Origin of the sequence: Leptospira soteropolitanensis (assembly GCF_026151655.1) — a bacterium.
GTDB lineage: Bacteria > Spirochaetota > Leptospiria > Leptospirales > Leptospiraceae > Leptospira_A > Leptospira_A soteropolitanensis.
In genome coordinates this window covers 251,514-278,253 of record NZ_JAMQPN010000004.1, presented here as the reverse complement: position 1 = coordinate 278,253, position 26,740 = coordinate 251,514, and the positions used below count along the sequence as shown (strand labels likewise).

28 protein-coding genes and 1 tRNA gene are annotated in these 26,740 nt (G+C 36.4%); 22 read left to right on the top strand and 7 right to left on the bottom strand.

Annotated elements, in window-relative coordinates; genetic code table 11:
* Positions 1–1,856: 1,856 nt before the first annotated feature.
* Together ND811_RS11675 and ND811_RS11670 are read right to left on the bottom strand one after the other, a co-directional pair.
* Positions 1,857–2,090, bottom strand: coding sequence for a hypothetical protein (locus ND811_RS11675; protein WP_265351974.1), 234 nt, complete (start codon positions 2,088–2,090; stop codon positions 1,857–1,859).
* Positions 2,091–2,381: 291 nt separating this feature from the next.
* Entirely contained in the window at positions 2,382–3,101 is a 720-nt protein-coding gene (locus tag ND811_RS11670) for a hypothetical protein (protein ID WP_265351975.1), read from the bottom strand.
* A 300-nt stretch (positions 3,102–3,401) separates the two neighbouring features.
* On the opposite strand from ND811_RS11670, the gene ND811_RS11665 reads away from it, so the two are divergent.
* Genes ND811_RS11665 through ND811_RS11650 form a run of 4 tightly spaced genes read left to right on the top strand, consistent with a single transcriptional unit; the run spans position 3,402 to position 7,065 of the window.
* A complete protein-coding gene (locus ND811_RS11665; RefSeq protein WP_265351976.1) occupies positions 3,402–4,121 on the top strand; it encodes an ankyrin repeat domain-containing protein in 720 nt (239 codons plus the stop codon).
* Positions 4,118–4,963, top strand: a complete 846-nt coding sequence (locus ND811_RS11660) for an agmatine deiminase family protein (RefSeq protein ID WP_265351977.1) — start codon at positions 4,118–4,120, stop codon at positions 4,961–4,963. Before ND811_RS11665 ends, ND811_RS11660 begins: the two co-directional genes overlap by 4 nt.
* Before the next feature lie 2 nt (positions 4,964–4,965).
* Complete coding sequence (locus ND811_RS11655; protein WP_265351978.1) at positions 4,966–6,297, top strand: MBL fold metallo-hydrolase; 1,332 nt, start codon at positions 4,966–4,968, stop codon at positions 6,295–6,297.
* A 3-nt stretch (positions 6,298–6,300) separates the two neighbouring features.
* Positions 6,301–7,065 (top strand): hypothetical protein, encoded by a 765-nt coding sequence (locus tag ND811_RS11650; RefSeq protein WP_265351979.1) that lies wholly within the window; start codon positions 6,301–6,303, stop codon positions 7,063–7,065.
* Between the two features lie 1,634 nt (positions 7,066–8,699).
* Here ND811_RS11650 and ND811_RS11645 read toward each other — a convergent pair.
* A tRNA-Leu gene (locus ND811_RS11645) sits at positions 8,700–8,781 on the bottom strand.
* Positions 8,782–8,886: 105 nt separating this feature from the next.
* Between ND811_RS11645 and ND811_RS11640 the strand changes: the two genes are divergently transcribed.
* Together ND811_RS11640 and lysS are read left to right on the top strand one after the other, a co-directional pair.
* Positions 8,887–9,525 carry a hypothetical protein gene (locus ND811_RS11640; protein WP_265351980.1) on the top strand — a complete coding sequence of 213 codons (639 nt, stop codon included), beginning with the start codon at positions 8,887–8,889 and terminating at the stop codon, positions 9,523–9,525.
* A gap of 9 nt (positions 9,526–9,534) precedes the next feature.
* A complete protein-coding gene (lysS, locus tag ND811_RS11635) occupies positions 9,535–11,019 on the top strand; it encodes a lysine--tRNA ligase (protein WP_265352207.1) in 1,485 nt (494 codons plus the stop codon).
* A gap of 127 nt (positions 11,020–11,146) precedes the next feature.
* Here the strand turns inward: lysS and ND811_RS11630 are convergent, their stop codons facing one another.
* Complete coding sequence (locus ND811_RS11630) at positions 11,147–11,692, bottom strand: hypothetical protein (protein ID WP_265351981.1); 546 nt, start codon at positions 11,690–11,692, stop codon at positions 11,147–11,149.
* Positions 11,693–11,749: 57 nt separating this feature from the next.
* Between ND811_RS11630 and serA the strand changes: the two genes are divergently transcribed.
* Genes serA through ND811_RS11610 form a run of 4 tightly spaced genes read left to right on the top strand, consistent with a single transcriptional unit; the run spans position 11,750 to position 14,970 of the window.
* A complete protein-coding gene (gene serA / locus ND811_RS11625) occupies positions 11,750–12,973 on the top strand; it encodes a phosphoglycerate dehydrogenase (protein WP_265351982.1) in 1,224 nt (407 codons plus the stop codon).
* Positions 12,974–12,996: 23 nt separating this feature from the next.
* The gene (locus tag ND811_RS11620) at positions 12,997–13,773 is read left to right on the top strand and encodes a hydroxyacylglutathione hydrolase (RefSeq protein WP_265351983.1); all 777 of its coding nucleotides are present in this window, start codon (positions 12,997–12,999) and stop codon (positions 13,771–13,773) included.
* A gap of 43 nt (positions 13,774–13,816) precedes the next feature.
* Positions 13,817–14,209, top strand: coding sequence for an MAPEG family protein (locus ND811_RS11615; RefSeq protein ID WP_265351984.1), 393 nt, complete (start codon positions 13,817–13,819; stop codon positions 14,207–14,209).
* The gene (locus ND811_RS11610) at positions 14,206–14,970 is read left to right on the top strand and encodes an endonuclease (protein WP_265351985.1); all 765 of its coding nucleotides are present in this window, start codon (positions 14,206–14,208) and stop codon (positions 14,968–14,970) included. The genes ND811_RS11615 and ND811_RS11610 overlap by 4 nt, the downstream gene beginning before the upstream one ends.
* Here the strand turns inward: ND811_RS11610 and ND811_RS11605 are convergent.
* Positions 14,960–15,862, bottom strand: coding sequence for a LysR family transcriptional regulator (locus ND811_RS11605; RefSeq protein WP_265351986.1), 903 nt, complete (start codon positions 15,860–15,862; stop codon positions 14,960–14,962). The genes ND811_RS11610 and ND811_RS11605 overlap by 11 nt on opposite strands.
* Positions 15,863–15,959: 97 nt before the next feature.
* Here ND811_RS11605 and ND811_RS11600 point away from each other — a divergent pair, with 97 nt between their 5' ends.
* The 12 genes from ND811_RS11600 to ND811_RS11545 all read left to right on the top strand — a co-directional run bounded on the left by ND811_RS11600 (position 15,960) and on the right by ND811_RS11545 (position 24,114).
* On the top strand, positions 15,960–16,385 hold the full coding sequence (locus tag ND811_RS11600; RefSeq protein WP_265351987.1) for a DoxX family membrane protein: 426 nt from the start codon (positions 15,960–15,962) through the stop codon (positions 16,383–16,385).
* Positions 16,382–17,392, top strand: a complete 1,011-nt coding sequence (locus ND811_RS11595) for a zinc-binding alcohol dehydrogenase family protein (RefSeq protein ID WP_265351988.1) — start codon at positions 16,382–16,384, stop codon at positions 17,390–17,392. The genes ND811_RS11600 and ND811_RS11595 overlap by 4 nt, the downstream gene beginning before the upstream one ends.
* Positions 17,389–18,180: an SDR family NAD(P)-dependent oxidoreductase gene (locus ND811_RS11590; RefSeq protein ID WP_265351989.1), complete on the top strand. Its 792-nt coding sequence runs from the start codon at positions 17,389–17,391 to the stop codon at positions 18,178–18,180. Before ND811_RS11595 ends, ND811_RS11590 begins: the two co-directional genes overlap by 4 nt.
* A gap of 95 nt (positions 18,181–18,275) precedes the next feature.
* A complete protein-coding gene (locus tag ND811_RS11585; protein WP_265351990.1) occupies positions 18,276–19,658 on the top strand; it encodes a dihydrolipoyl dehydrogenase in 1,383 nt (460 codons plus the stop codon).
* A complete protein-coding gene (gene trhO / locus ND811_RS11580) occupies positions 19,655–20,686 on the top strand; it encodes an oxygen-dependent tRNA uridine(34) hydroxylase TrhO (RefSeq protein ID WP_265351991.1) in 1,032 nt (343 codons plus the stop codon). The genes ND811_RS11585 and trhO overlap by 4 nt, the downstream gene beginning before the upstream one ends.
* Positions 20,687–21,604, top strand: coding sequence for an ABC transporter ATP-binding protein (locus ND811_RS11575; RefSeq protein WP_265351992.1), 918 nt, complete (start codon positions 20,687–20,689; stop codon positions 21,602–21,604). It abuts the gene before it with no gap.
* 2 nt (positions 21,605–21,606) lie between these two features.
* Complete coding sequence (locus ND811_RS11570; RefSeq protein WP_407658896.1) at positions 21,607–22,377, top strand: ABC transporter permease; 771 nt, start codon at positions 21,607–21,609, stop codon at positions 22,375–22,377.
* The gene (locus tag ND811_RS11565) at positions 22,361–22,642 is read left to right on the top strand and encodes a BolA family protein (RefSeq protein WP_265351993.1); all 282 of its coding nucleotides are present in this window, start codon (positions 22,361–22,363) and stop codon (positions 22,640–22,642) included. Before ND811_RS11570 ends, ND811_RS11565 begins: the two co-directional genes overlap by 17 nt.
* Before the next feature lie 15 nt (positions 22,643–22,657).
* The gene (locus ND811_RS11560) at positions 22,658–23,329 is read left to right on the top strand and encodes a glutathione S-transferase family protein (RefSeq protein WP_265365526.1); all 672 of its coding nucleotides are present in this window, start codon (positions 22,658–22,660) and stop codon (positions 23,327–23,329) included.
* A gap of 1 nt (position 23,330) precedes the next feature.
* A complete protein-coding gene (locus ND811_RS11555; protein WP_265351995.1) occupies positions 23,331–23,555 on the top strand; it encodes a BolA/IbaG family iron-sulfur metabolism protein in 225 nt (74 codons plus the stop codon).
* 2 nt (positions 23,556–23,557) lie between these two features.
* A complete protein-coding gene (gene grxD / locus ND811_RS11550) occupies positions 23,558–23,866 on the top strand; it encodes a Grx4 family monothiol glutaredoxin (protein ID WP_265351996.1) in 309 nt (102 codons plus the stop codon).
* 5 nt (positions 23,867–23,871) lie between these two features.
* Positions 23,872–24,114, top strand: coding sequence for a glutathione S-transferase N-terminal domain-containing protein (locus ND811_RS11545; RefSeq protein ID WP_265351997.1), 243 nt, complete (start codon positions 23,872–23,874; stop codon positions 24,112–24,114).
* Positions 24,115–24,137: 23 nt separating this feature from the next.
* On the opposite strand, the gene gshAB is transcribed toward ND811_RS11545, so the two are convergent.
* Both gshAB and gshA read right to left on the bottom strand, forming a co-directional pair.
* The gene (gene gshAB / locus ND811_RS11540) at positions 24,138–25,145 is read right to left on the bottom strand and encodes a bifunctional glutamate--cysteine ligase GshA/glutathione synthetase GshB (RefSeq protein WP_265351998.1); all 1,008 of its coding nucleotides are present in this window, start codon (positions 25,143–25,145) and stop codon (positions 24,138–24,140) included.
* 1 nt (position 25,146) lies between these two features.
* Entirely contained in the window at positions 25,147–26,739 is a 1,593-nt protein-coding gene (gshA, locus tag ND811_RS11535) for a glutamate--cysteine ligase (protein WP_265351999.1), read from the bottom strand.
* Position 26,740: the final 1 nt, after the last annotated feature.

The following is a 26,740-nucleotide window of genomic DNA, read 5'->3' as shown; positions in this document are numbered from 1 at the left end:
GAGTCAACAATCGACTACAAAATGGAGTAGCCATGAAGCGGAGAAAACTATACGTAACAGAGTTAAAGTCAAATTAGGTTCAATATCTAATATTATGTGGAAAATCCCAGAATTGAGTTTGCCATAGACTAAAAATTCTATAATAAGCGTTTTAATAGAAAAAATTCAATTGAACTAAAAATTTGAAAATTCAAATGAATACTAACTTATTAAAAGTAATCAAAAAATCAAGCCATCTCTCTGAGCTAATTGATGTTTGATAATGTAAAATAGACATTTCTTACTGAAACGCAATAGAGATCCTTTTAATTTATTTTTTGCATCTTAGATTCTTAGAAAGTGTCAAGGAAAAATAATGCATAACATCTGTTAGTTTTTATTTTGCAGACAGATTGGCTCGTTCTTAAAATGTTGGCTCAAATAGGAGTGATTATGCGACACCAAGTTGACAATAGATTGAGATTCAGTATGAACGAGTTCAATCAGGAATTTCTTTTACAGGATTGGACACAGTTCTCTAATGATATCCAGAAAGGCAATTTAATTAACATAGATGAGATTCTCTCTGTTTATGTTTGTGGTAAAATAGGGATTGATGACATCTTATCTATCTTCCCACCGAGTGAGTTGCCTTTACTTCAGGTAGGCAATCATCGAGAACTGATTCAGAAATACTCGAGGTTAATTCAGGAATTCCCTGATTTCTATGGTTAGAAAATACATGACATAAAAGATTGACATAAATTTAAAAAAATTTAAATTGTAGTCATTAAAAAAAAAGCGAAGTGGTTTCCCACTCCGCCGAGGTAAGTGGAATTCTACAGGGAAAAGTCGTCAAACAGCCCCTGTAGAAAATCCTTCAAAAACTCCTTAACTTCAGGCCAAGTTTTAACGCTGAACGTGATTAGAGTCAATATATCCCTCTTATCGAACAAGCTGTATAGGGATTTGTACCAGGTACTCTTCACAGCCACTTTATTCTTTGCCTGTTTAGGCAGTTTCTTCTTGTTATTAACCATATTTTTCTCCTTTAATGATCATAAACTTTTTTTTCCTTTGTATCCATTTTTTACCTCCTACTAATATGCTTTGCTAACTTATGACTATCCGACATAAATAAGCTCCGTTCTTACTGCCAGTTTGGCAGGTATATTTTTTTAAATCAATTTTTTAATTACTTTTCGATTTTTTTTAAAGAAGGGTTTTAAACAACAACTGAAACCCCCCTTAACTTGTGGAGTCTAATGTTAGGATAAATTTTTTTTTGTAAGGACAGTCGGTAAAACTTGGCCTTGCAAATGTCGCAAATTACACCTGATACATTATCAATATAATAAATAAGTTCTTGGGAATTATAGAAGATATTCTTTAGTTTTTTTCTTGAGTAATCAGGTATGTCATCTAGTCCGCAGTAAGACTGGAGCCGACCCTCCTCCACTAACTGGAAGAGATGTGACTCTTTGCCGACTTTAACTAGATGGATTTCCACTTATTTGAATTCAATAGTATCGATAACTGTTCCATTTTGATAAATAATTCTCAATCGAATATCAAAATTAATTAGAACATTGAAATACCCACTAATAAGCCGTAACCCATACTCATTATTCAAAAAGCCTCCTCCTAAGAAAAAAGAAGAAGTTAGTGGATTATAAATCTCTAATTTACCTATTAAACCAGAGCGAAAAATTGCCTGACATTTTGTTATGAAATGATTAAAGAGCATTCATTACCTCTCAAAACCTATGATTATATCCCACCTAACCATACTGTCAAACCCATCTAATTAGACTTAACGTGACCAATTGTGGATTATAGGAAGTAGAAGCGAAATCTATTTTAAAATGATAAAAAATTTATACTTCCTTAGATTTTTCATTAACTTTCTTTAATAATTCTCCATCTATATATTCTTCGCATTCAATTTTTAATTCTCTAATTATCTCTCCTTTTTTTTTCTCTCCCCTAGAGTAATAAATCTTTTTAGAATTATACCTCTCAACAACAAACCAATACATTGCACCTCCCTCCACTTGATGAATATTGAGGGTGTAGTTTATATTTTTGTAACGTCCTATATCTAAATCCATACTTTTACCTTCTCTCAAACATTAAGAAATGTTATTCTTTTTTATTCTATTTAAAAAATATATTATTACTTAAAATATAGTCTTCGTTATTAGATTTTCAGCATTTTAGATTCATGTATTGGAGATGATCGTCTAACCTAGATTCAATAGCGGATGGGATAATCTCCTCTACCACCATCCTATTGAATCTAAACCTGATATTCCTAGATGACTTTTCTCAAGTTCAGTAATGATAAGGTATAACATTTTTTACTTTTTTGTCCATGCGAAACAGATAGTGATAAGGAGACATTATTTCGACAATTGTAAAAAATCTACTTCAATATCTTTTCCAAAATAATTCTCATAAATTTCTTTAAGTAATGGATAATCATTGTTTGGTATGTAAAGAATACCATCTTTAGGAATCGTGTAATAATCTGGATCATCAATTACCCTATATTCACTTTGAAACTCTTTAGATTGAATTAATTTTTCAGCTTTTAATGAATTTGATTCTGTCTGAAATTTAATTTTGCTCTTCACTTCATGCAAATACTTATTTCGTAATGAATTTTTGAAATTATCTATCTTAATATTATACCAAAAATTTTCCTCATTCTCCAACTCAAAAAAATCCCATTTTTTTGGCTTAGGTAAAAGTATGTAGCCAGAAACTTTCTTTGACTCTTCAAAAAATTGAATTGCTATGTAGGATATATTACTTGTGCCAGAATAACCCTTATACTTAACTATTTGACCACTCTTCAATTTAAATTTTATGTTAGCTTGATTTTCAGTGTCTTCAATTGACAATTGACCATCATACACATCAAAGTTTCGAGTTAATTTTATGTAATTATCAGCATGAATATGTACTATATTCTTAGCATACTGAATTATCCCGAAATTCCAAATTGTCGTAATATTTATTAAATTAAGAGCTGTTAGATAAATAGAATAAAGTATTATTATCGCCCCTAATGCAAGACCAGCATTTTTATTTTTATCATCTTTTGAACTATTTGCCATCTAGGAAACTCCAATATTTATCTATAACTCAAAACCAACCTAATCTAACTTAGCTATTTTTACCGTCTACCAAAAATTAGGTCATAACAAAACCTATAATACTTTTCCAGAAACCTGAAACAAAGTCGAAACTTAATATTTACATAATAAGTATAATCCGAATACAAAAAAGGCTCCTCTTCAATATATTTCTTCGTCATAAAAAATAAAATTTCTACCAACAACACTAACGACAAAAATCCTAATCCAGTTTTTTTGTCCCAGAGCTATGATACAATTAAAAGAATGAAACACTTAAGAATGAACTCAAAACTAAGAGATGAGATAATCTTATCAATAAAAAATAAAGAAGAACGAAGGTTTATACTATTATCTATAAATATCGAAACTACATTATATTTATTAAGGGACAGTATATCAAATATTTTCTATTATTTTCTAAAAGAAGATTCAGTTAAAAACAGAAATATCGAAGAAATAATTAACCTTAACTTTAATCAAGTTGAATTAATGACCAATTTATTTTCAAAGATAACTTTCAACAATGACATCAAGATTTTCGAAAAAAATATTAACGTTCAGTTAGACCTCAACTCTTATAACGAATTAAATGAAAATATATTATTTTTATTGTTGGAAACTAATTCATTTACTGTCCTTACAAAAATTCTCAAAGGAATCAACAACTGGAATGATTACTCTATCTTTACGAGAAATATGAATAATGAAATTTTTATTTTTAATTTATACAAAAGAGAGGAAGATGAATTTAAAGAAATTTCGAGATTATTGATTTTTGATCATTTTAATTCAGATAATATAAATATTCAAAATGAAGAAGGAAACTCTCTTCTACACTTATCTATTTTAAACAAGGATAAAGAAATAGTAAATTTTTGTTTATTAAATGGTGCAAATCCATATTTAAAGAATCATTTTAATTTAACTCCTTTTGAAAATCAGGATTTAACTGATTGGGAAGATGTGATTGATGCATTTTCAGTCGAGGTAAACGTATGATTTTAGATAAAGAAACCAATACCCTATTCTTCTCCAAGAAAATCATTGAAAATCATAAAGAAGATTGGAATAGAATTCGGAATTCAATAAATCTCAATTTTCATCTTTTGGATCAAACCAATGATATTTGGGTTCGTGATTTTATGCCGATTCAAATAGACGACAAGCGATTTGTAAGCTTCTCATACTTGCCTTCCTATCTCAAAAACGATCCTGAACTCATTACGAACCAAAAGGAAGTATGTCAATATCTAGAAATAAATCCTGTTTACTCTTCGATAAAAATCGATGGAGGAAATATCGTTAAAGGAAAGAAACGAGTAATCCTACTTGATCGGATTTTTCAGGAAAACGCAGAAAGAACTCCACAATCCTTAATTAAAGAAATTGAAAGGCTACTAGAAGCCGAGGTTTTTATATTTCCTACTGAGAAAGATGATTTTTTGGGTCATGCGGATGGGATGCTCCGATTTATTGATGACTCGACTATTTTGATAAACGATCTAAACGTATATCCAAGAAGTATTCGACGTTTGATCGAAAGGGCTATCATTTCGAATAACTTAGATTATCTAGAGTTACCTTGTAAGCCAGAGCGAGACGAAATCTCTGCCAAAGGATTCTATATCAATTACCTAGAGTTTGGAAATTTCATTTATTTACCAATTTTTGATAACATGGAAAAAGAAAATGAAGAAGCTATTTCTACCGTTTCTAGGATTTTTCCAGATAGAACTATTATTCCAATTTTACTTACCACGATTGCAAAAGAAGGCGGATTGTTAAATTGCATTTCATGGTCTTGTTTTTCTTCTAATCATCGCATTCGAGAGGCAATATAACAATGAACTCCAAGCTTGATTCTAAACCAGCTTTAATCATACACAGAGGTTCAAATGTCATAGGAGGCAATTGTATTGAGATCATATACAAATCAAAAAGTATTATACTAGATTTAGGGATGCCCTTAATGAATCCTGATGGCTCTCCAATAGACCAAGAATTAACGCAATTACCTTCGATTGAGAACGGAATCCTTCCAGACATTAAGGATCTCTACGAATCTAATAATAGAATCGAAGCTGTTATACTATCACACCCTCATATGGATCACTATGGCTTAATGAACTATATTGATCCCCAAATACCTATTTTTATGGGCGAAGATACGTTTCAAATATTGAAAGCTAGCAACTACTTCCTTTCAAGCAAGAATCGAATCGATCTGATGTTATCCCATGTAAAAACATTTACCAAAGAAAAATTTAGAGTTGGTGATTTTGAAATAACTCCTTACCCAATCGATCATTCTGCTTACGGAGCATATTGTATTTTAATAGAGGTAGGCGGGAAACGAATCTTCTATTCAGGTGACTTTCGAGGTCACGGAGCTACAAAATACACATTCGATATTCTAATCAAAAACCCTCCTAAAAACATTGATTGCCTCCTTATGGAAGGAACTTCAATCCGAGAAAGCCAGAAGGAAGAATTTTCATCAGAAGAAAGCGTTTTTTTAGAATTAAAGCGAATTTTATCGGAAACAAAAAAAATAACCTTCTCTATGCAAGCTGGCAGTAATATCACACGATTGATTCAGCTCTATAAAGCCTGTCTTTCCAATGGAAAATTGTTAGTTTTAGATTTGTATCAGTATCATTTACTCGTAGAGTTAAGAAAATTAAATCCGAGTTTGCCTCCCTTTGAAAATGAACGAACCATCAGAGTTTTTTTTCATAAAAATCAAGCTCGGAAACTTAAAGAAGTAGAACCAAACCTATTAGATGAATACAAAAACCGAAGAATTGGAATCCAGGAAATCATAAAAAACCAGCATAAAATCGTGTTACGGCTATCACAATACGTAATGGAAGAAGTAAGTCAGCATTTGGTTACTTCCGCAATTGATCTGAGCGAATCAGCATATCTTTTCTCGATGTGGAAAGGATATTTGAAGCAACAAGAAAATTTTATAGAATTCATTGACAATTTCAAACTAAGGCTTGTTACTGTGCATACGAGTGGACATGCCTATGTAACCGATTTACAAAGGTTTGTGAAAGCAATTAACCCTGGATATTTGGTTCCGATACATACACTCTCACCAAGGAAATATGAAGCCTTATTTGAAAGCAACATTAAATTTATCACAGACAACACTAGGACGATAGTTTAACAAATGAAAGATTACAAAGAAACAAGACTCACGAAGGATTTTATAGTTAACTCTACAGAGATTTCAGAGATAAAAACTAAAATTGAATCATCTCTAAATGAAGTTGATTTGTCTTTTAAATTTCATTTCAAGAATTTCAATACTCTAGAACTTAAATTTCGGGAATCATCATCTAATTATGTCATTGATGAGCATGAAAAAAATGATCCCAAATTAGCTTCTGAAAAATGCGACTGGAATGAGGAACATTGGACAAAAGTAGTAGATTTATTACATCGAGAGAAATTTAGAAATTTCTTTTGGGATTCGGAGATACCAATTGATAAATTTGGGAAAATTGATTTATTACTCGCTAACAATGAGGTCAATAATACATTTACTAAAATTACAATTATCGAAGCAAAAACATCACAAAATGCTAGGGAAGGATTACGACATGCATTATACTATTCTCATTTGTTACATTACATATTAAAAAAATCCAATCGAAATTATGAAATTTCATTCGCATTATTGATTGTTCCAAAGGATAGACAGAACCTGTCAAAAGAAAAACTTAAACTCTTAAAAGAAGATTCTAATGATATTAAGGTAGTATATAATGGATATTTTTCAGATATAAAGGTTATTGAAATGATTTCACCAGGATCTTTACCCGATTTAATTCCTAGTCAGGAAGTGATTATACCTCCGAATATAAATTTTATTTATCATCCAGTAGAAAGTGATCTTCAAATAAAATCTTCGAGTTTATCAGATTTTTTCTAATCAAAGAAACAATTAGCTCTACAATAAATTTATTTTAGAAGTAGATAGATTGAATGCAATTAAGATCCAAGGTTTTATCGGTTCTTAAAATAGAGAGTCTTTAGGAATAAAGATTTAATATCTTATTCAATCGGTAAGGAATATTTCTGCTCTAATTAAACAGTTAGTTGTCCCTTACGAAGTCGGCTTCACCCTCTTCCAGCGAGAGGAACTCGAAGGGCTTGGTCACGAACCGTTAGGTGAGGGACGGGAGCGAACAGCGAACCCCGAAGAACTCCGACCCCGACGGGGACTCGCCAAACTCTTTCTAAAAAATCAGCTACAAAAACTACCCTTAAGACTACCAATTCCTTGACAGAAACTCACAGATGTTATAATGAGATCCATCGATGACTTACCACCAAACAAATAGAAATCAGAGTCAAAAACAAGATTCTCATGAATTCCACAGAAAACCTGAGTTAAACCCCAAAAATACCAAGGGACGTATCACCAAAGAACCCAATCCTTCATATAGAAACTCCAAATACTTCTATTCTCCCTTTCTCCCTAAGTTCACTAAAACTACTTATACAAAACCCGCTAAGAACCTATCTCCCTTAGAGAATGAACAGGTCAAAAGCGAATACACTCTTAGAACTCTCTCAATCCTGAGCACCATCTATCCCAAAAGATGCAACTGCCCTAAGTCCTTAGAGAACCCTACCCTCAACTTCTTAAGACTAAAAGGGAAAGAAACCATTGCACGATGTTCTCACTGCCACAAACAGATCAGCATCACAGCCAACACTCCCTTCCAAAACATCAAACTACCTCTAGCCTATATCTCCTACACCATACAAGACCAGATCTTACAATACCCAAAGACAATGACTTCTAAGGAGATTGCAAGAAAACTAGGACTTCCATACAAGACAGCTTACTATCTGAAGAAACGTATCCAGGTATTCTTCTCACATCTCAATGAAACACTCAGGGAACAGTTATACAAGGAACTAGAAGAATCCACTAAGAACTTCAGACTACCAAAGGAAGGTGACCTCAAGGAAACTCTTAAAAATCAGCCTGTTGCAGTCGCTGACTCAGTGGTGTTATACTCTTCATCCTTAAGAGCAAACAAACATAGATCAAGACGATTCAAGGGAGGAACTGCATCCATCTATGCTTCGAATTCCATAGGAGGACACCAGATAGGAACTCTCGTCCATACGATTGGCATAAACGGTGGTATGACTTTCTACAAATCGATTCCTTTGAATAACCAACACTACTTAGAGAAAGACTTAGAAGAAACCATCCCAAAGAATGTAACCCTATTCACAGATGAAGGATATGGCTTCCTATGGGATAGACCCAACCATAAGTCAGTGAATCATTCGAAGAAATCAAATGATCCGAGATACAATATGAGCCGTGAACGTTGGGTAAGTAAGGATGGAGTCTCTAGCAATGGTGCAGAAGCTAGGAATAACATATTGAAGCAGAGTTTCCGTTCGTATGGATATATCTCTCCGAAGTGGAGTCAGTTGGCCCTGAGTGAGTTAAGTTTCTTAGGGAACGTAAGGTTTGTGCCTGAATTGAAGGAATTACTAACTTTGGGGGGATCTAAAACTGTTGGCTTTGGTGATTTCCACTGCTCGAAGGGGGACTCGAACCCCCACACCTTGCGGCACTACCACCTCAAAGTAGCGTGTCTACCAATTCCACCATCCGAGCGGGTGTGTATGTATGGACAGGATAGGAAAACGGGTTCTTTCGTCAAGGAGATGAATTTTCTCTTGTCACTTCCACTCACCATTCGGTAGGTTGTAGGGGTCAAGTATGCAAGTATCAGATCTTACCTTTCGCCTCAAACTTCTATTCATAGGTTTCCTTTCACCCTTACTTGTTCTCATTGGTCTGATCCTATCGGCACCGTATTGGTTAAAATCTACAGAAACCTATCAAAAATCAGATGTAGCCGTACTAGAAGTAACAGACCCACTTCCATCCAAAAAAATGTTAAAAGCCGTGGTAAACTTAAGTGTACGTTCGGACTTTAAAAAACTAATCCTCGTTATCCGAGAGGATAAAACCCAAAATCATCTATATTCCCCTGGGGAGAAAGAACTTAAGATCAGAGAGCATTTAAATTCTCTCGGAATGGGTCCTGGACTCGTCTCTTCCATCATAATCCCAATGACCAAAATGGGTGACACAGACGAGGCATCCAAAAACCTATTAAAAATCGCCGTTTCTGACAATGTTGGAGCCATTTTACTCCTCACTCGGGAGTACGAATCGAAAAGAGTTGTAGGAACCTATCGCAAAACTTTGGCCAGTTTACCCATAAAAGTAACTGTTTATGGATTCCCATCTGAGGTCTCTAGCTCCAATTGGTTTTTATCCGAAGATGGGGTAAGAGAAATCACCGGCGAATTTGTACGTTATCTGTATTCTTATATTAGAGGTATCCTGTAAATGGATGAAATTAAAGATTCAAACGAACTGATAGAACAACGCATTCAAAAAATTAACGATTTAAAAACAAAAGGAATCAATCCTTACCCACTTCGTTTTTTTCCCAATGCAGATTCAAAATCTCTGGTTGCCGGCTTTGATCCGGCCCAAACAGAAAAAAAATCATTCAGACTGGGTGGGCGATTGCATGCAAAACGTGTTATGGGTAAGGCGAGTTTTGCTCACTTAAAAGATGCAGAAGGTCTAATCCAATTGTATGCAACTCGCGATGATTTAGGAGAAGAAAACTACTCCCTATTTAAGTCACTGGATTTAGGAGATTGGATTGGTATTGAAGGATGGTTATTCCAAACACAAAAGGGAGAAACCACACTTCATCTAACAAGCGTTCAACTTCTTGCAAAATGTATTCGCCCTCTTCCTGTAGTCAAAGAAAAAGACGGTGTTGTATATGATGCATTCAGTGATGTAGAACAAAGATATCGCATGCGTTATGTAGATTTGGTTGTGAACGAAAATGTTAGAGAAACATTTAAAATGCGTTCCCGCATCATTTCCGAAATTCGTAAATTTTTGACAAACGAAGGGTTTTTAGAAGTAGAAACTCCAATGATGCAACCAATCGCGGGCGGAGCTGCTGCAAGACCATTTGTCACTCACCACAACACTCTAGATATGGAACTTTTCTTAAGAATTGCTCCAGAACTTTATCTAAAACGACTCATCGTTGGTGGAATGGATAGAGTATTTGAACTCAATCGCAACTTTCGTAACGAGGGAATCTCCACAAAACACAATCCAGAATTCACCATGATGGAAGCCTATATGGCTTTTGGTGATATGGAAACCATGTTGTCTCTTACCGAACGTATGATTGTTTCTGTAGCACAATCCATTGGGAAAGGCTTAAAATTTGCATACGGAAAAGACCAAATTGATTTATCGCCTCCTTGGAAACGTGTGAAATATATTGATATCATAAAAGACTATTCAGGAATTGATTTTAGTAAAATCACAGATTTAAAAGACGCAATAACACAAGCAAAAGCCAAAGGTGTGGATTCTTCTGATTCAGTATCCATTTGGAAGGTCTGTGATGATGTGTTTAGCTCCCTAGTGGAACCACACCTCATCCAACCTATCTTTATCACTGACTTTCCCAAAGAACTCTCCCCACTTGCAAAATCTAGAGAAGATGATCCAAAATATGTGGAACGTTTTGAACCTTACGTGGCAGGTCGAGAAATCGGTAACGCCTTTACTGAGTTAAACGATCCTTTTGACCAAAGGGAACGATTTGAAGAACAAGTAAAACAAAGAGAAGCTGGGGACGACGAAGCCTTTATGATGGACGATGATTATATTCGTGCACTAGAATATGGACTCCCACCAACAGGAGGGCTTGGAATTGGAATTGACCGACTCGTGATGTTACTCACCGATTCTCATTCCATTCGCGATACCATTCTATTCCCACTGATGAGGCCAGAATAAAATCTGGCTCGAAGGAAATCTAATCATCACCCTACACTTTTTTTACAGTTTATCTCGGCAATGGTTTTGGGTATCAAAAAGCCTCCCGGGTTCTCCTGGAAGGCTTTTTTTAAATAACAGAAATTGATTACTTTTTATTGATATTGAGTTTTGGTTCTGACTCCATCGTGCGAATCAGTTTTGACAAATTGGTTTGAAAACTTGCGGTTTGGCTCGAATTCAATGTATAGTTGGTCGTTTCTTTTCTATTTGTATAACTAATTCCTATATTTTGGCTCTCACCCACTTTTGGAATCAAATCAGAGGAAATGGCAGAAGTAATGACAATCGTATCAGAATAATCTGTATTGGTTCGTTTTAGATTGTACCAAGTCTCGCCGAGCTTTAGGGAAACACCAATGGGAAGATCTACATCAAAAGTTCCAATTTCATACAACAAAAAGTATTGAACAAGACCCGAATTATTGTCCCGTTCTGCTTTAAAATATACACAAGGACGCTTTGCAAAAACCAGAAGAAATTTCTTTAAACAAATTTCTTTGGAGATGGCAGATTGTTGTTCTAGGGTTGGTTCTGGTGTGACCACGTAGGCCTTGGTTCCGCCGCAAGAAACAAATACCACAAAAGCGAGGAAAATGGAGGAAATTCGGGTGAAGGAGAAGATTCTTTCCATGATAAGCTCAACCTTTTTCGAGGTGCAAGGTTTAGCAAAGGAAAAAATCCTGTTCCTATGGTATCTTATCCCAAAGGAAAAATAAAAGTCCTACTTCTGGAAAACATCCACAAGGATGCTTACGATCTTTTCCACCGAGACGGTTTTGACGTTACCCTCGTCAAAGATGCAATGGAAGAGGCGGAACTCATTGAGAAAATTTCCGATGTACACGTTTTGGGCATTCGTAGCAAAACAAACGTTACAAAGAAAGCCCTAGAGAATGCTAAAAAATTAATGACTATTGGATGTTTCTGTATTGGAACTAACCAAGTAGAACTGGAAGATGCAGAAAAAAAAGCGATTCCTGTATTCAACGCTCCTTATAGCAATACCAGGTCAGTCGCAGAACTTGTCATAGCTGAAATCATTATGCTTGCAAGAAAAGCAACCGACCAGTCGCGCGATGTTCACCTCGGCAAATGGAATAAAATTGCAAAAGGTTGTTTTGAAGTCCGAGGAAAAACATTAGGAATCATTGGTTACGGACATATTGGGTCACAAGTATCTGTACTTGCGGAATCAATGGGGATGAAAGTTATCTTTTTTGATATCATTTCCAAACTTCCATTGGGGAATGCTTCTTCGGTTTCTTCTTATGAAGACTTACTCAAACAATCTGATTTTATCACATTCCACGTCCCAGAAACAGAAGAAACAAAAAACCTCTTCCGCAAAGAACATTTGAATCTTCTAAAAAATGGCGCCTATCTTTTGAATCTTTCCCGCGGAAAAGTTTTAGAAATTGGTGCCCTTGTAGAAGGATTAAAGTCAGGTAAAATTGCCGGTGCCGGTGTGGACGTATTTCCTGAAGAACCTAAATCGAATGATGATCCTTTTGTGAGTCCATTACAAGGATTACCGAATGTGATTCTTACTCCGCATGTCGGAGGTTCTACGGAAGAAGCACAAAAAAACATAGGAACCGAAGTGGCAGAAAAATTATTAAAATATGTGAATAACGGTTCTACTACTTTTTCTGTAAACTTTCCAAATATTGAATTAGGTAGTTTGAAATCAGGTTACCATAGAATTCTCAATATTCACCAAAACCAACCAGGTTTTTTAAGAGATATCAACTCCATCATATCTGATTTAGGGGGAAATATTTTAACACAAAACCTTAGCACTTCAGCAAACATTGGTTATTTGAGCATGGAAATCGATAAGAATTTGGGTGATGAACTAAAAAATAAAATCAAAGCCCATAAACATTCGATCCGGACGCGAATCCTCTATTAAAACGTTGGGAAGGATTAGGTCAAATGATAGAAATCCTTCCCATCTTTACAAACTCACCGCTTAGGAACTATAGTTACCTCGTTTATTCCAATCGGACTGGAGAGGCCTACTGTATTGATCCCTTTGATGCAAAACAAATCCTAAACCATTCACAAAAGTTAGGTGTGAGAATCAAAGGAATCCTGAATACCCACGAACATGGCGACCATACTCAAGGCAATTTAGAATTGAAGGAAGAAACAAAAGCGGTTGTCTACGGTCACAAAAATGCAAAAGATAAAATACCTGGGTTAGATCAAATTTTAAAAGAAGGTGATCTCGTTTTTTCTGTGGAAGAAGAATCACTAACTGCATGGGACACACCAGGTCATACTTTTTCTCACCTAAGTTTTGTTTGGAAAAACCCAAAAACCATTCTTGGGATTTTTTCGGGTGATACATTATTTAATGCAGGTGTAGGAAACTGTTTTCGGGGGGGAGATCCCAGTGTTTTATACGAAACCATTCAGTCTCGTTTTGAAACCCTACCCGATTCTTGTTTCCTATATCCTGGCCATGATTATTGGGAAAATAACCTCAAATTTTCCGAACATATCGACCCAGAAAATCCATTTCGTTACCAATTCAAAGAATCTCTAAAACCTTTTCAAATTTCTGAAATGGGATCAGAGAAAAAACTAAATCCTTTTTTTCGGAGGAATACAAATTCAGTGAAAGAGCGACTAACAGAGCTAAAGGAAACATTTACAAATGATCGTTCGGTATTTTTAACACTTCGAAAACTAAGGGATCAATGGTAATTTTATATTTTACAAACAGCAAAGAAAGTTAATACTATAACCAATGACTATCATTACTATTTGTTTACTTGTTTCTATAGGGCAAATTTATTTAGCAAAGGGAATTGTTGCCATTGCGATGGCAAAAGAAGGAAAAGGCTACGATAACCATCATCCGAGAACGCAACAAGCGAATCTCACTGGTTGGGGCGCTCGTGCAAACGGTGCACATCAAAACGGGTTTGAAGCATTTTCCATTTTTTCTGTCGCCATTTTATTCAATCTCCTCTTGGAAGTGGATTTTTATTGGTTAGAAATTCTTGCGATGAGTTTTGTGGCTTTGCGTTTTTTATATATTTATCTATACATTGCGGATCTACCGAAAGCTAGGTCAACCATTTGGACTTTAGCGTTTCTTTGTACAATGTTTATGTATTTACTTCCGATTCTGCCTTGAAAAAAGTCCACTATTTCTACTTCACTGTTTTTCTCTTCTGTTTGGTCAGTTTTTTTCTTTATGCCCAAACAGAAGAAAAAGAAGAAACTAAAGATTTACTCCCAAAGGAGTATGATTTTCAGAAAGCGAAACGTGTTCTAAAACGCTTTTACAAAAAGGTGGGAACTGATTTCTATTGTGGTTGTTCCTTTACGGAAGATAAAGAAAACTTCGGAAGGTTGAAAATCGATTTAGCATCTTGTGGCCTCGCAAGCAGAAAAGACAACGATCGCCAAACATGGATTGAGTGGGAACATATTGTGCCTGCTCATAGTTTTGGAAGCCAACGGCAATGTTGGACAGAAAAACATTGTGAGGCCAATGGAAAACCAGTGCGGGGACGAAAATGTTGCCGGGCCACAGATCCTGAATTCAATCGAATGGAAGCAGATATGCACAATATTGTCCCTGTTCCTGGAGAAATCAATGCAGACCGTGGGATCTTTTCCTATGGAGAAATTGCTGGCGAAGAAAGAAACTATGGTCTTTGTGATTTTGAAATCAATTTTAAAGAACAAACTGCAGAACCAAAACCAAACATTCGCGGGGATATTGCTCGAACCTATTTTTATATGGAATGGAAATATGGAATCCCTGTTCCAGAAAATAGGAGAAAACTCTATGAGTCTTGGAACCAACTGGATCCACCGGATACGTTTGAAATTCGAAAAAATGAAATCATAGAGAAAATCCAGAAAGTTAAAAATCCATTTATCGATTGAATTTCAAGCGACTCTCCGATTCTAAAAAATTCCGAAACACCATCATCCTCCGGGATGGTGTTTTACTGAAAGGGTGAACCAACCAAACACTTCCAAAATTTTTTAAAGGATAGTCTTTTAAAACAGGAATGAATTTTCCCTCGTGGAGCCCTTCCTCAATATCCCAAAATGAACGAACAAGGACCCCTTTCCCCTTTAATCCCATTTGCACAAGACTTGCTGCATCGTTTGAAACAAAATTTCTTTTTTTACTCAAAGATTCTAATGTATAACTTGTCCCAGAAAATTGGAGATTTTTATGAAGGTCCAAATATAAAAGATTATGTGTTTCTAAATCTTTTGGACTTTTCAATTCACGATTTGTTTTGAGATATCCGGGACTTGCAACAGCTACAATTCGATTTTTAAACAATTCCACTCCCATTAAACCAGGTGGAATATCCGGACCAACACGAATTCCTATGTCAATCGATTCCTCCATTAGATCTAACAAACTATCGGTAACAATGAGTTGGATGGTTATTTTGGGATTTTGGACTTGGAACTTCTCAATAACATCGGCGACAAAATTATGAGACATGGAACTCACACAAGTAATACGGAGTGTTCCCTCTAATTCGTCTTTGTTGGTTAGTGAATTTTCTAATTCTTTGACACTCTCCAAAATGGCTACGACCTTTTGATAAATCAAATCGGCATCTCTTGTCGGGATCACCTTTCTCGTATTTCTATAAAAAAGCTGTGTATTCCAAATCTTCTCCAAACTCTGGATTCGCTTGGCAACAGCTGCCTTCGTCACACCCATTCGAGTGGCAGTTTGGGTAAAACTTCGATCTTGGACCACAAAGACAAAGGTTTTAAGATCGTCAACGTCGCGAATGGAAGAAATCATCTGCCCATTGTAAACCAAAACTATACAAATTGTCAATTACATATCATATTGAATATTTTTGATTTACAAAAAAGAGATCCGATAAAGACCGGGTTCTATGAATGCAATGGAACTCAACGGAATTTCACTAGCAAGTCTAGTGTTACGAATCGCTATCGGAACAAACCTTTTAGGACACGGCCTGGTTCGAATTGGAAATAAGTATGGAGTTTTTCGAGAATGGATGAACACACTTTTTTCCGATACCCCATTACCATCGACCCTGATTAGTACAATGGGTTACATCATCCCTTTCATGGAACTTCTATTAGGTGTTTTAATCCTAGTCGGCTGGCAAACGAAATTGAGTTTATTTTTAGCCAGTCTTTTAATGTGTTCCCTTATTTTTGGAATGTGTTTGTTAGAAAAATGGGAAATCGTTGGAATTCAAATGATCTACATGGTATGTTATTTTTTAGCCTTATACTCTGTAGAAAACCAAATTCTATCCATCGATTCATTTTTGAAAATGAGGAATTTATGAAAGTAATCGCAGCTGTTTATGATTCAAACGAAAAAAAATCAGTATTACGAACGTTAGATGTTCCATCCGAGCCAATTGGACCCCATGATGTTCGCGTACAAATAAAGGCAATTTCTGTCAATCCAGTCGACTATAAAATCAGAAATTCGATTACGATGGAAAATCCAGGCCCGAGAGTTTTAGGATGGGATGCTGCGGGTGTGGTGACTGAACTGGGTGAGAAGGTTTCGACTCTACAATTGGGAGAAGAAGTTTTTTATGCGGGGGACCTCAAACGTCCAGGAAGTAATGCTGAATTTCAAGTCGTGGATGAGTTCATTGTGGGGAAAAAGCCAAAAACTTTAAATTTTAAAGAAGCAGCCTCACTTCCTTTAACGACGATTACTGCTTATGAATCCATTTTTGAAAAATTAAAACTTAATCCTTTGGAAAATAAAACTCTCCTCTTAGTAGCCGGTGCAGGGGGTGTGGGAAGTATTGCGATACAAATTTTGAAACAAAAAACTAATTCAAAAATCATTGTGACCGCTTCTAGAGAAGAATCGATCTCATGGGTAAAATCCCTCGGTGCTGATTTTGTCCTGAATCACAAAAAAGATTACTTAGAACAGATTCAGTCCATTGGTCTAACGGGTATCGATGAAATCCTTCTTTTTAGTGATCCAAAAGACCATTTTGAAAACTTAGCCAAAGTGATTAATCCCTTTGGAAATATATGTTCGATTGTCGAATCTGGTTCTCCCCTCAACATGAATCTCCTCAAGTCCAAAAGTAATGGATATTTAAATGAATTTATGTTTACGAGATCCATGTTCCAAACAGAAGACCGAATCAAACAAAAACAACTGTTAGAGGAAATTGGAGGACTTGTGGATATGGGAAAAATCACACCGACAAACAGAATAGATTTGGGAGAAATGACAATCGAAAGTCTAAATAAAGCACACGAACTGTTACAAACAGGAAAAACAATTGGTAAAATTGTACTCGGAGGAATGGAAAAATGAATACAGGCCTAAAAGACAAAAAAGTTTTAGTCACAGGATCCACAAAAGGAATTGGATTTCAGACCGCCCTTAGTTTTACAAAAGAGGGTGCCGAAGTTTTCCTACATGGTAGATCTGATGCTGCAGTGAAAATTGCCACTTCTGAAATCAAATCAATTGTACCGAATGCAAAGTTAGGTGGTGTTTCAGCCGATTTAGCTTTAGAAGAAGGTATCCAAAAGCTTACGAAAGAAATTCCATACCTTGATGTACTTGTAAACAATGCAGGATACTTTGAACCAAAACCCTTTTTTGAAATAAAGAGAGAGGATTGGAAAAAAATGTATGAAACCAATGTCTTAAGTGGGGCCGAACTCACGCAGCACTATTTGAAAGGAATGATCGAAAGAAACTACGGTCGTGTAGTTTTTGTTTCAAGTGAATCGGCCCTAAACATTCCTGTCGAGATGGTGCACTACGGGATGAGTAAAACTGCACAGCTTTCCGTTTCTCGAGGAAGTGCGGAAGTTTGTAAGGGAACAAATGTGACAGTCAATTCGGTTTTGCCAGGACCCACTCTATCAGAAGGGGTGGAAGATTTTATCGAGTCCCTAGCAAAGGAAAAAGGAAAATCAAAGGAAGAAATGGCAAGGGACTTCATTCGAGAAAACAGACCCTCATCCTTAGCAGGGCGTTTCGCAAAGCCAGAGGAAATTGCAAATGTCATCCTCTTCCTAGCAAGCGATCTTGCTTCCATGATCAACGGTGCCTCCGTTAGAGCTGATGGGGGAGTTTATAAATCCATATAAAACCTGGATTACGGAAGGATCTGTTTTTCTAAATTTAGGAAAAGGAATTTTGCTTCATTTACAGAAAACTGGCAAATTTCCAAGCTGGAACCAGTATGAAAGAATATGACATCATTGTCATTGGTGCGGGGGCGGGAACCAAACTTGTGACCCCACCTTCCAAAATCGGCAAAAAAGTTGCTGTATTTGAAAAGGAAACTCCAGGAGGGACTTGTCTCAATCGGGGTTGTATCCCTTCCAAAATGGTGATCTATCCTTCTGAACTCATTCGTATGGCAGCGGATACAGAAAAATTTCCCGTTTTTTTTAAAGAAAAACCAGTCGCCGATGTGACTCAAATTTTCAAACGAGTGAATGAAACGGTAAAATCAGATTCCGATTCCATTCCCATCGCTTACGAAAAAAATCCCAATATAGACTATTATCCTAAAGAAGTAAGATTCATTGATAGTCGTATCCTTTCAGACGGTAAAGATACATATACCGCCAAACACATATTTGTTGTTACTGGAACAAGACCCAATATTCCAGACATTCCTGGACTAAAAAATACACCCTTTTGGACATCCCGAGAGGCTCTGTCCCCAGACAAATTTCCAAAATCTCTAATCATTATTGGAGCGGGCTTTATTTCTTTGGAACTGGGAGCAGCTTACAAGGCCTACGGTTGTGAAGTAACAGGACTGACACGAACGGATGTTTTGCGAACAGCCGATGGAGAAATCAAAAAGGAATTAAACAAACATCTACCCTTCCCGATAGAATCCCATTATCAAATTGAACAAGTTGATTTCAAAGATGGAATTTTTACCGTAACAGGAATTAACGAACTAGGAAAAAAAACCATCCATTCCGCAGAAAGACTCCTCGTGGCCACGGGAATTCGACCGAATACGGATAACCTTGGTTTAGAAAATACAAAAATTAAAACTAACGCCAATGGATACATCCAAGTGGATGATCACTTAGAAACCGCAGAACCTGGAATTTATGCTTTCGGCGATGTGACAGGTAGGTATTTCTTTCGCCATAGCGCCAACTTTGAAGGAGAATATCTTTTTGATCTTTTGTACGGAAAAAAAGAAAACCAACCCATCAATTACCCACCTATGCCAGAAGCTGTATTCACACACCCTCAAATAGCAAGTGTGGGATTCACAGAAGAGGAACTCATCCTAAAACAAATTCCCTATTACAAAGGTCTAAATCCTTATTCCTCTAGTGCCACAGGGATGGCAAGAATGTCCAGTTCTGGATTTGTAAAGGTACTTGTGTCCAAAGAAACCGAACAGGTACTTGGTGCCCATATCATAGGCGAAGAAGCAGCAAACCTTATCCACCAAATCCTTCTTGGTATGTATTTAAATGCTAAACTAGACGATTACTTAGGAATGATCTATATCCATCCTGCCATTTCTGAGATTACGAGAAATGCTTTTCGAAAAGTAAAAGAAGAAAAACTAAAAGGTGCTAAATGAAAAAGTTTTTATTCAATCGTTATGACAAAGAAACCTTAAAAAAACGAGTGGAGATGGACACTAGGGAACGCCGAGTCATTTCCTTTTACCGTTATGTCAAATTGGAAGACCCAATTCAATTTCGGGACAAACTGTATGATGCTTTTGAAGATTTAGGAATCCTTGGCAGAATCTATTTGGCAAAAGAGGGAATCAATGCACAATTTTCCATACCAATCGAAAATTATGAGAAACTTAGAACAACAGTTGATTCCATTCCCGAACTAAACAAAATCTATTTTAATGATGCTGTGGAAGATAAAAAAGAAAGTTTTATCAAACTAGCTATAAAGGTTAGAAAAAAAATTGTAGCAGACGGACTCGATGATTCAAAATTCGATCCCTCAGATGTGGGAACCCACCTAACACCATTAGAATTTCATGATGCCCTATCGGAACCAGGTGTAGTTGTGGTGGATTTACGAAATAATTATGAATCTGAAGTCGGACATTTTGAAAATGCCATTTTACCTGATGTAGGAACCTTTAGAGAAGAACTTCCTCTTGTGGAAGATCTTTTGAAAGATAACAAAGATAAAAAAATTCTACTTTACTGTACTGGTGGGATTCGTTGTGAAAAAGCTAGTGCTTATTTAAAATACAAAGGTTTCTCCAAAGTCCACCAATTACGTGGGGGGATCATTAATTATGCAAAGGCAGTTCAAGATGCAGGAATTCCTTCTAAGTTTAAAGGGAAAAATTTTGTTTTTGATGATCGGTTGGGTGAACGTGTGACAGATGATATTCTTTCCGTTTGTTATACTTGTGGAAAACCAAGCGATAGACATACTAACTGTGCCAATCTCGGTTGCCATGTACTTATCATTCAATGTGAAGATTGTGGAAAAGAACTTCTCGGTTGTTGTTCCGAAGAATGTAAAAATATCATCTTACTACCAGAAGATATGCAAAAAAACTTACGAAAAGAAAATATTAAAAACAAAAAGTATCCAACTCACCACCTAACAAGAAAACTAGTAGGAAAATAGATGCAAAAATACGCCATCGAATTAGAAGGTTTAGAAAAAACGTATGCCAATGGAGTGAAAGCCCTTCGTTCCATTGACCTAAAAGTGGAATCTGGAGATTTTTTCGCTTTGCTTGGGCCCAATGGTGCAGGGAAATCTACTACTATTGGAATTTTGAGTTCCCTTATCAATAAAACAGGAGGGAAAGTCAAAATCTTTGGAACCGACATCGATACAAGTCCTGACCTAGCAAAAACGTTTCTAGGAATTGTTCCCCAAGAATTTAACTTTGGAATTTTTGAGGCAGTCGAACAAATCTTAATCAACCAAGCCGGATTCTACGGGATTCCTTATAAGGAAGCCAAAGACAAAGTGGAATACTATTTAGAAAAACTATCGCTATTTGACAAACGTAAGTCTGCTGCGGGCCAACTCAGTGGAGGGATGAAACGAAGACTTATGATTGCGCGGGCCCTCGTCCACGACCCTAAACTTCTTATTTTGGATGAACCAACCGCAGGTGTGGATATTGAAATCCGTCGGTCCATGTGGGAATTTTTAAAAGAATTGAACAAAGCCGGAAAAACCATCATCCTAACAACTCACTATCTGGAAGAAGCGGAATCACTTTGTAAGAACATTGCCATCATCGATAAGGGAGAAATTGTCGAAAACACTTCAATGAAAAAGCTCCTGCAACGATTGGATAAAGAGACTCTAATCATTGATTTAAAAAAATCGAATCAATCAAAACCGGTTTCCAAAAAATTTCATTGGGACTGGTTAGATGACCATACCCTAGAAGTACAATTAAATAAAAAAACATCCGTCAACCAACTATTCACTGAACTGACTAAGCTCCATTTAGATGTATTAAGTCTTAGAAACAAATCAAATCGACTAGAAGAACTCTTTTTGTCCCTTACAGGAAAACACTAATTATGTGGAAACAAAACTTTACCTCTTTACAAACAATCGTTAGAAGAGAATGGATTAGAATCATTCGGATCTGGGTTCAAACACTCATTCCACCAGTGATTACAATGGCTTTGTATTTTCTAATATTTGGGGAACTTGTTGGTCGCCAAATCGGTAAGATAGGAGATTTTACTTATATAGAGTTCATTGTACCGGGCCTTATTATGATGAGTGTGATCACGAATTCCTACAACAATGTGGTTTCCTCTTTCTTTTCCAGTAAGTTCCAGAAAAATATTGAAGAACTTCTTGTTTCACCTACTTCTCCCTATACCATTGTGATCGGATATACTTTTGGCGGCGTTGTTCGCGGGCTTTTTGTAGGAGCTTTAGTGACCCTCACTTCTTTATTTTTCACCAACCTCCGTTTCCATAATCCCTTTGTGATTCTCTTTACCGTTCTTATGACATCGATTTTGTTTTCATTAGGTGGGTTCTTTAATGCACTCTTTGCAAAAAAATTTGACGATGTCACAATTATCCCAACTTTTATTTTAACTCCACTCACATATCTTGGTGGAGTTTTTTATTCGGTATCAAACTTACCTGTGTTTTGGCAAACCGTATCCTACTGCAATCCGATCCTATATATGGTGAATTTGTTTCGGTATGGTTTTATTGGTGTTACCGATGTGAACTTATATTTCTCATTTGGATTTATCATCCTGCTATCTTCCCTTCTCTTTTATATCAATGTGAGGTTAATGAAAACAGGTTATGGAATCAGAAATTAAAGATTCAAGACTAATTCGAATGGAAAAAATCCTAACTGAAAAATTTTCCCCGAAAGAAATAGAACTAACAGATGTTTCTTTAGAACATGCAGGGCATCCAGGAATGACAAAAGGTTCAAAAGAAACTCACTTTCGTTTGTATATGGTGTCAGATGTTTTTTTGGGAAAGTCAACTGTGGAAAACCACCGATTGGTCTATGCGGAACTCGGTGCCGAATTTAAAAAAGGTCTACATGCTCTAGAAATGAATCTTTCTGCACCTTAGAGGCGTCTAATGAATATGACTAAACCGGTACTTGTAAGTTTTAAACTCTGTCCTTATGTGCAACGTTCGGTAATCAACCTTTTGGAAAAAAAAGTTGATTATGATATCAAATACATTGACCTCGCAAACAAACCCGATTGGTTTCTAAAGATTTCTCCCTTTGGAAAAGTTCCTGTCTTACAAGTGGGAGAAGATGTCATTTTTGAGTCGGCAGTCATTAATGAATATTTAGATGAAGTCTATCCTCCGGCACTCCATCCAAAAGACCCCATCCAAAAAGCAAAACACCGCTCTTGGACTGAATTTGCAAGTGCTCTTCTTGTCGACCAATACGGATGGACAATGGCAAAGGAAAAATCAGACTCTGATAAAAAAAAAGAAGAGCTCCTATCTAAATTCAAAATATTAGAAGCAGCCCTTCCTTCTCCTTCTGACAGTAATTACTTCTTTTCTGGATCTCAAATGCATTTGGTGGATACAGCTTTTGCCCCGTTTTTTATGCGGTTACAATTTTTGGCCGACCACAAACCAGAACTTTACCTATTAAAGGATTTTCCAAAAATAAAGAAATGGAGTGAAACTTTACTTTCCCTACCTTCGGTTAAGAATTCTGTTTTACCGGAAGTGCCTAAAGAATATCTTGAATTTATCAAAGCCCACCATTCCTGGATGGGAGGAATACTATAGGATGACAATCCCAGAAATCCAAAAGAAAATTGAAGATGGCCTTCCTGGCTGCAAAGTGGAAATTCTCGATCCGTACCGGGATGGAGTCCATATCAAAGCTGTTGTTACCTTCTCTGGTTTTGCAGGTAAGGGACTGATTGAACAACACCGTATGGTCTATGCAACTTTAAAAGATGAATTAAAAGAAGAAATCCATGCATTAGCATTGGAAACTAGGAGCGAATAATCATGGAACAAGAGTTAAAGGATAAAATAGAATCCTTAATCAATTCGGAAAAAGTATTTCTGTTCATGAAAGGAACACCGGAAATGCCGCAATGTGGATTTTCAGCGGGAGTAGTGAGTACTCTCAAACAACTGGGAATTCCATTTGGATCGTTTAATGTTCTTTCAGATATGAAAATCCGAGAAGGAATCAAAGAATACACGAACTGGCCGACTATCCCTCAACTTTATATCAAAGGTGAATTTGTAGGTGGTCATGACATCACTGTACAAATGGCTCAGTCTGGTGAGCTTACTAAAAAAGCAGGATAATCTCTATGATACGCCTCTTCCAATACGATACTTGCCCTTATTGCAGACGAGTGATCCAAGCTACGGAATCCCTTGGTCTTGTTCCAGGCAAAGATATTGAATTTGTTGAGGCCTCTTATGGAACTCCTGGCCGAGCGGAAGTGGTTCGGCTTGGAGGTATTTCTCAAGTTCCCTTCCTTGTCGATGGCGATGTCCAAATGTATGAATCTGCTGACATCATTGCCTATTTAAGATCCAAGTATTCTTAAATAAATTAGAAACTCGACAGAGTTCATTTAAATCCTAACAAATCTAAAATTTTATCACCGACAAACCTAGGTTTGCCGCTATATGGAAACTCATGGATATAAAGAACTGGATTAAAATTAATTTCTAAGATAGCATAAGTCTTTGGATCTGGTTTTGATTCAATTTGAGAGGAAATGATATCGATTCCACAAATCACGGCTCCTGCCGCTTTGGCACAAGAAACAGCAATGGATTTGAATTCTGGATGTACCTTGTCCGTCACATCAAGAGAATCACCACCTGTGGAGATATTGGAATTTTTTCGGAGGAAAATTTGTTCCCCTAAACTAGGAACTGAATCAAAACCAAGGCCTTGGTCCTTTAGAATTTGTGATTCCACTTCCGACATCTGGATTTTCTCCAGAGCCGTTTTATGACCTTCCCCTCGCCTTGGATCATCATTCTTTTTTTGGATCAATTCCCGAATCGAACTGATTCCATCTCCTATGACATTGGCGGGAACTCGGTTACAAACGGCCACCACTTCATCGCCTAAAACCAAAAATCGATATTCAGGCCCTTCCATAAATTCTTCAATAATGATGGAATTGGAAAGTCCCAAAGCAGTATTCACAAAGGAACTAAATTTTTCTAAACTATCTCCGGGTTCCGAGATTCCAATGCCAAGTCCAAAGTTGGTTGTGACAGGTTTAATCACCTTTTTTTTATCTAAAAAGAATGTATAGTCTTCTAAGGCAGATTCTAAATTGGAATAATTTCTACCTACTGGCACTCGGATTCCATTCTCATCTAACACCAGTTTTGAGGCAATTTTGTTTTCCATCACAAGATAGGTCATCAAACTATCGAGTCTAGTTTTACTTGCTTCCTTAACGAACTCCGAATGATTTCCTTGGGTTAAACGTAAAAAATTTTCTTTACGATCTACCATTTCAATTTTGATCCCTCGGGAAAGAGCATCTCTTATGATGATCTGGGTAGAAATTTCTAAATCTTCAAAGCCTGGTGGTAAAGGTTTTGTATTTTCCACATCAAACTCCGCTACAAAGTTTCAGAGGTTTGATTTGAATGGGCTTTTGATTTTTCTTCAGATGACTTCCTTCTAAAGTCTCAATTTTCTGTTGTTCGTAAATTGACTGAATGCTTAGATCTTCGAAATATTTAATTTTATTTGGCGAAAGGGGGTATCGTAACAATTCTTCCTTATGTGATTTGGCTAAGGTCAGTCCAAACTCACGAAAACTGGCTTTATGAATTTCTAAATCTAATTCAGACATACCTGAGCCCAATTGACTAGGATCGATCCATTTCTCCCATTGTGTTTCCCAAGCTCTACTGAATGGACCATTTGCATCGTTTTCATCTAAAAGATCCGCAATGGGTTGGATTTCTACAAAGAGCTGGTAAACAAGCTCACGCAAAGGGATCTCTTCTCCCAAAAACTTAATCTTTGTATCTTCTTTGCGTCCAAGCCAAGTAGTCAATTCTTGATTCTTTCGCCAATCTGACATTTCCACCAAATCGGTCTTTGGTGATTCATTTAACATACAGTATAATAAAACCATATGCAAAAAATAGAGTCGGTTTTCTTCTACACCAATGGCAGAAAATGGATCTAAATCGAGAAGGCGAATTTCTAAATATTCTACACCTCTTTCCATAAGTGCATCGACCACCCTTTCCTCACCTTTAGGAACTTGTTTTGGACGGACAAGTGAATAATATTCATTTTCCAATTGTAAAATATGATCATTCAATTGGTTGGTGGCTTTGCCATTATATTGTTTATATGCGGAATATGATTTTGAAACCACATGGCACATATCTTTTGCGTATTCTTCTAATGAATTAACGGAAATAGGATACTTTCCCTGCACTTTACTCGTATAACCAATACTAGAAAGTCGAAGAGTTGTTGCATAAGGTGCTCTAAGAGTTTTAGAGTCAAGTTTTCGTATCTGTTTGTTTTCTTCTGTAAAGGTGATATCTGTTAAACTAGAAGAGCCAAATAAATATAGGAGTGCTGGTGAAATTCGATAGAAATTTCGAATGGTATCAAAATAAATTTGTGATTTTGTTTCTCGCGTAAGAGGTTTTTTAAATCTCTTTTCGGAGACAACAGATAACATACAAGTATCAAAAGAAATATTATAATGCACTCCTGAAATTGTTTGCATCTTTTTACCGTAACGATGTCCCAAACCATTACGATAAATTGTTTTTTTCCTACCTTCTGCGGAAGTTCCGTAATTCCCCACTTCAATTTTATTATCCGATGGTAAAACGGGAGGCATACTAAAAGGCCAAAGGTATTCCGATCCTAAATTACGAGCAGTGAAAGCATGTAATTCAGTGAGTTCATTTAATGCATCAGGTATGGATTTATGGATGTTGGTAGCATATTCGACTTGTGCCTCCGCAAAATCGGTTTTTATGAGTGGATGAGTTAAACTTGATCCCAATGCTTTGGGATGCGGTGTATTAGATAAATTTGCTTTTTCATCTACCCGAACACTTTCTCTCTCTAATCCATGTTTTGCGCTTAGTAAACAAGATCTATATTCTGCTGATAATAAACTACGTGTTGAATTTTTCTTCGTTGATGTTAATAACTTTCGTTTCATG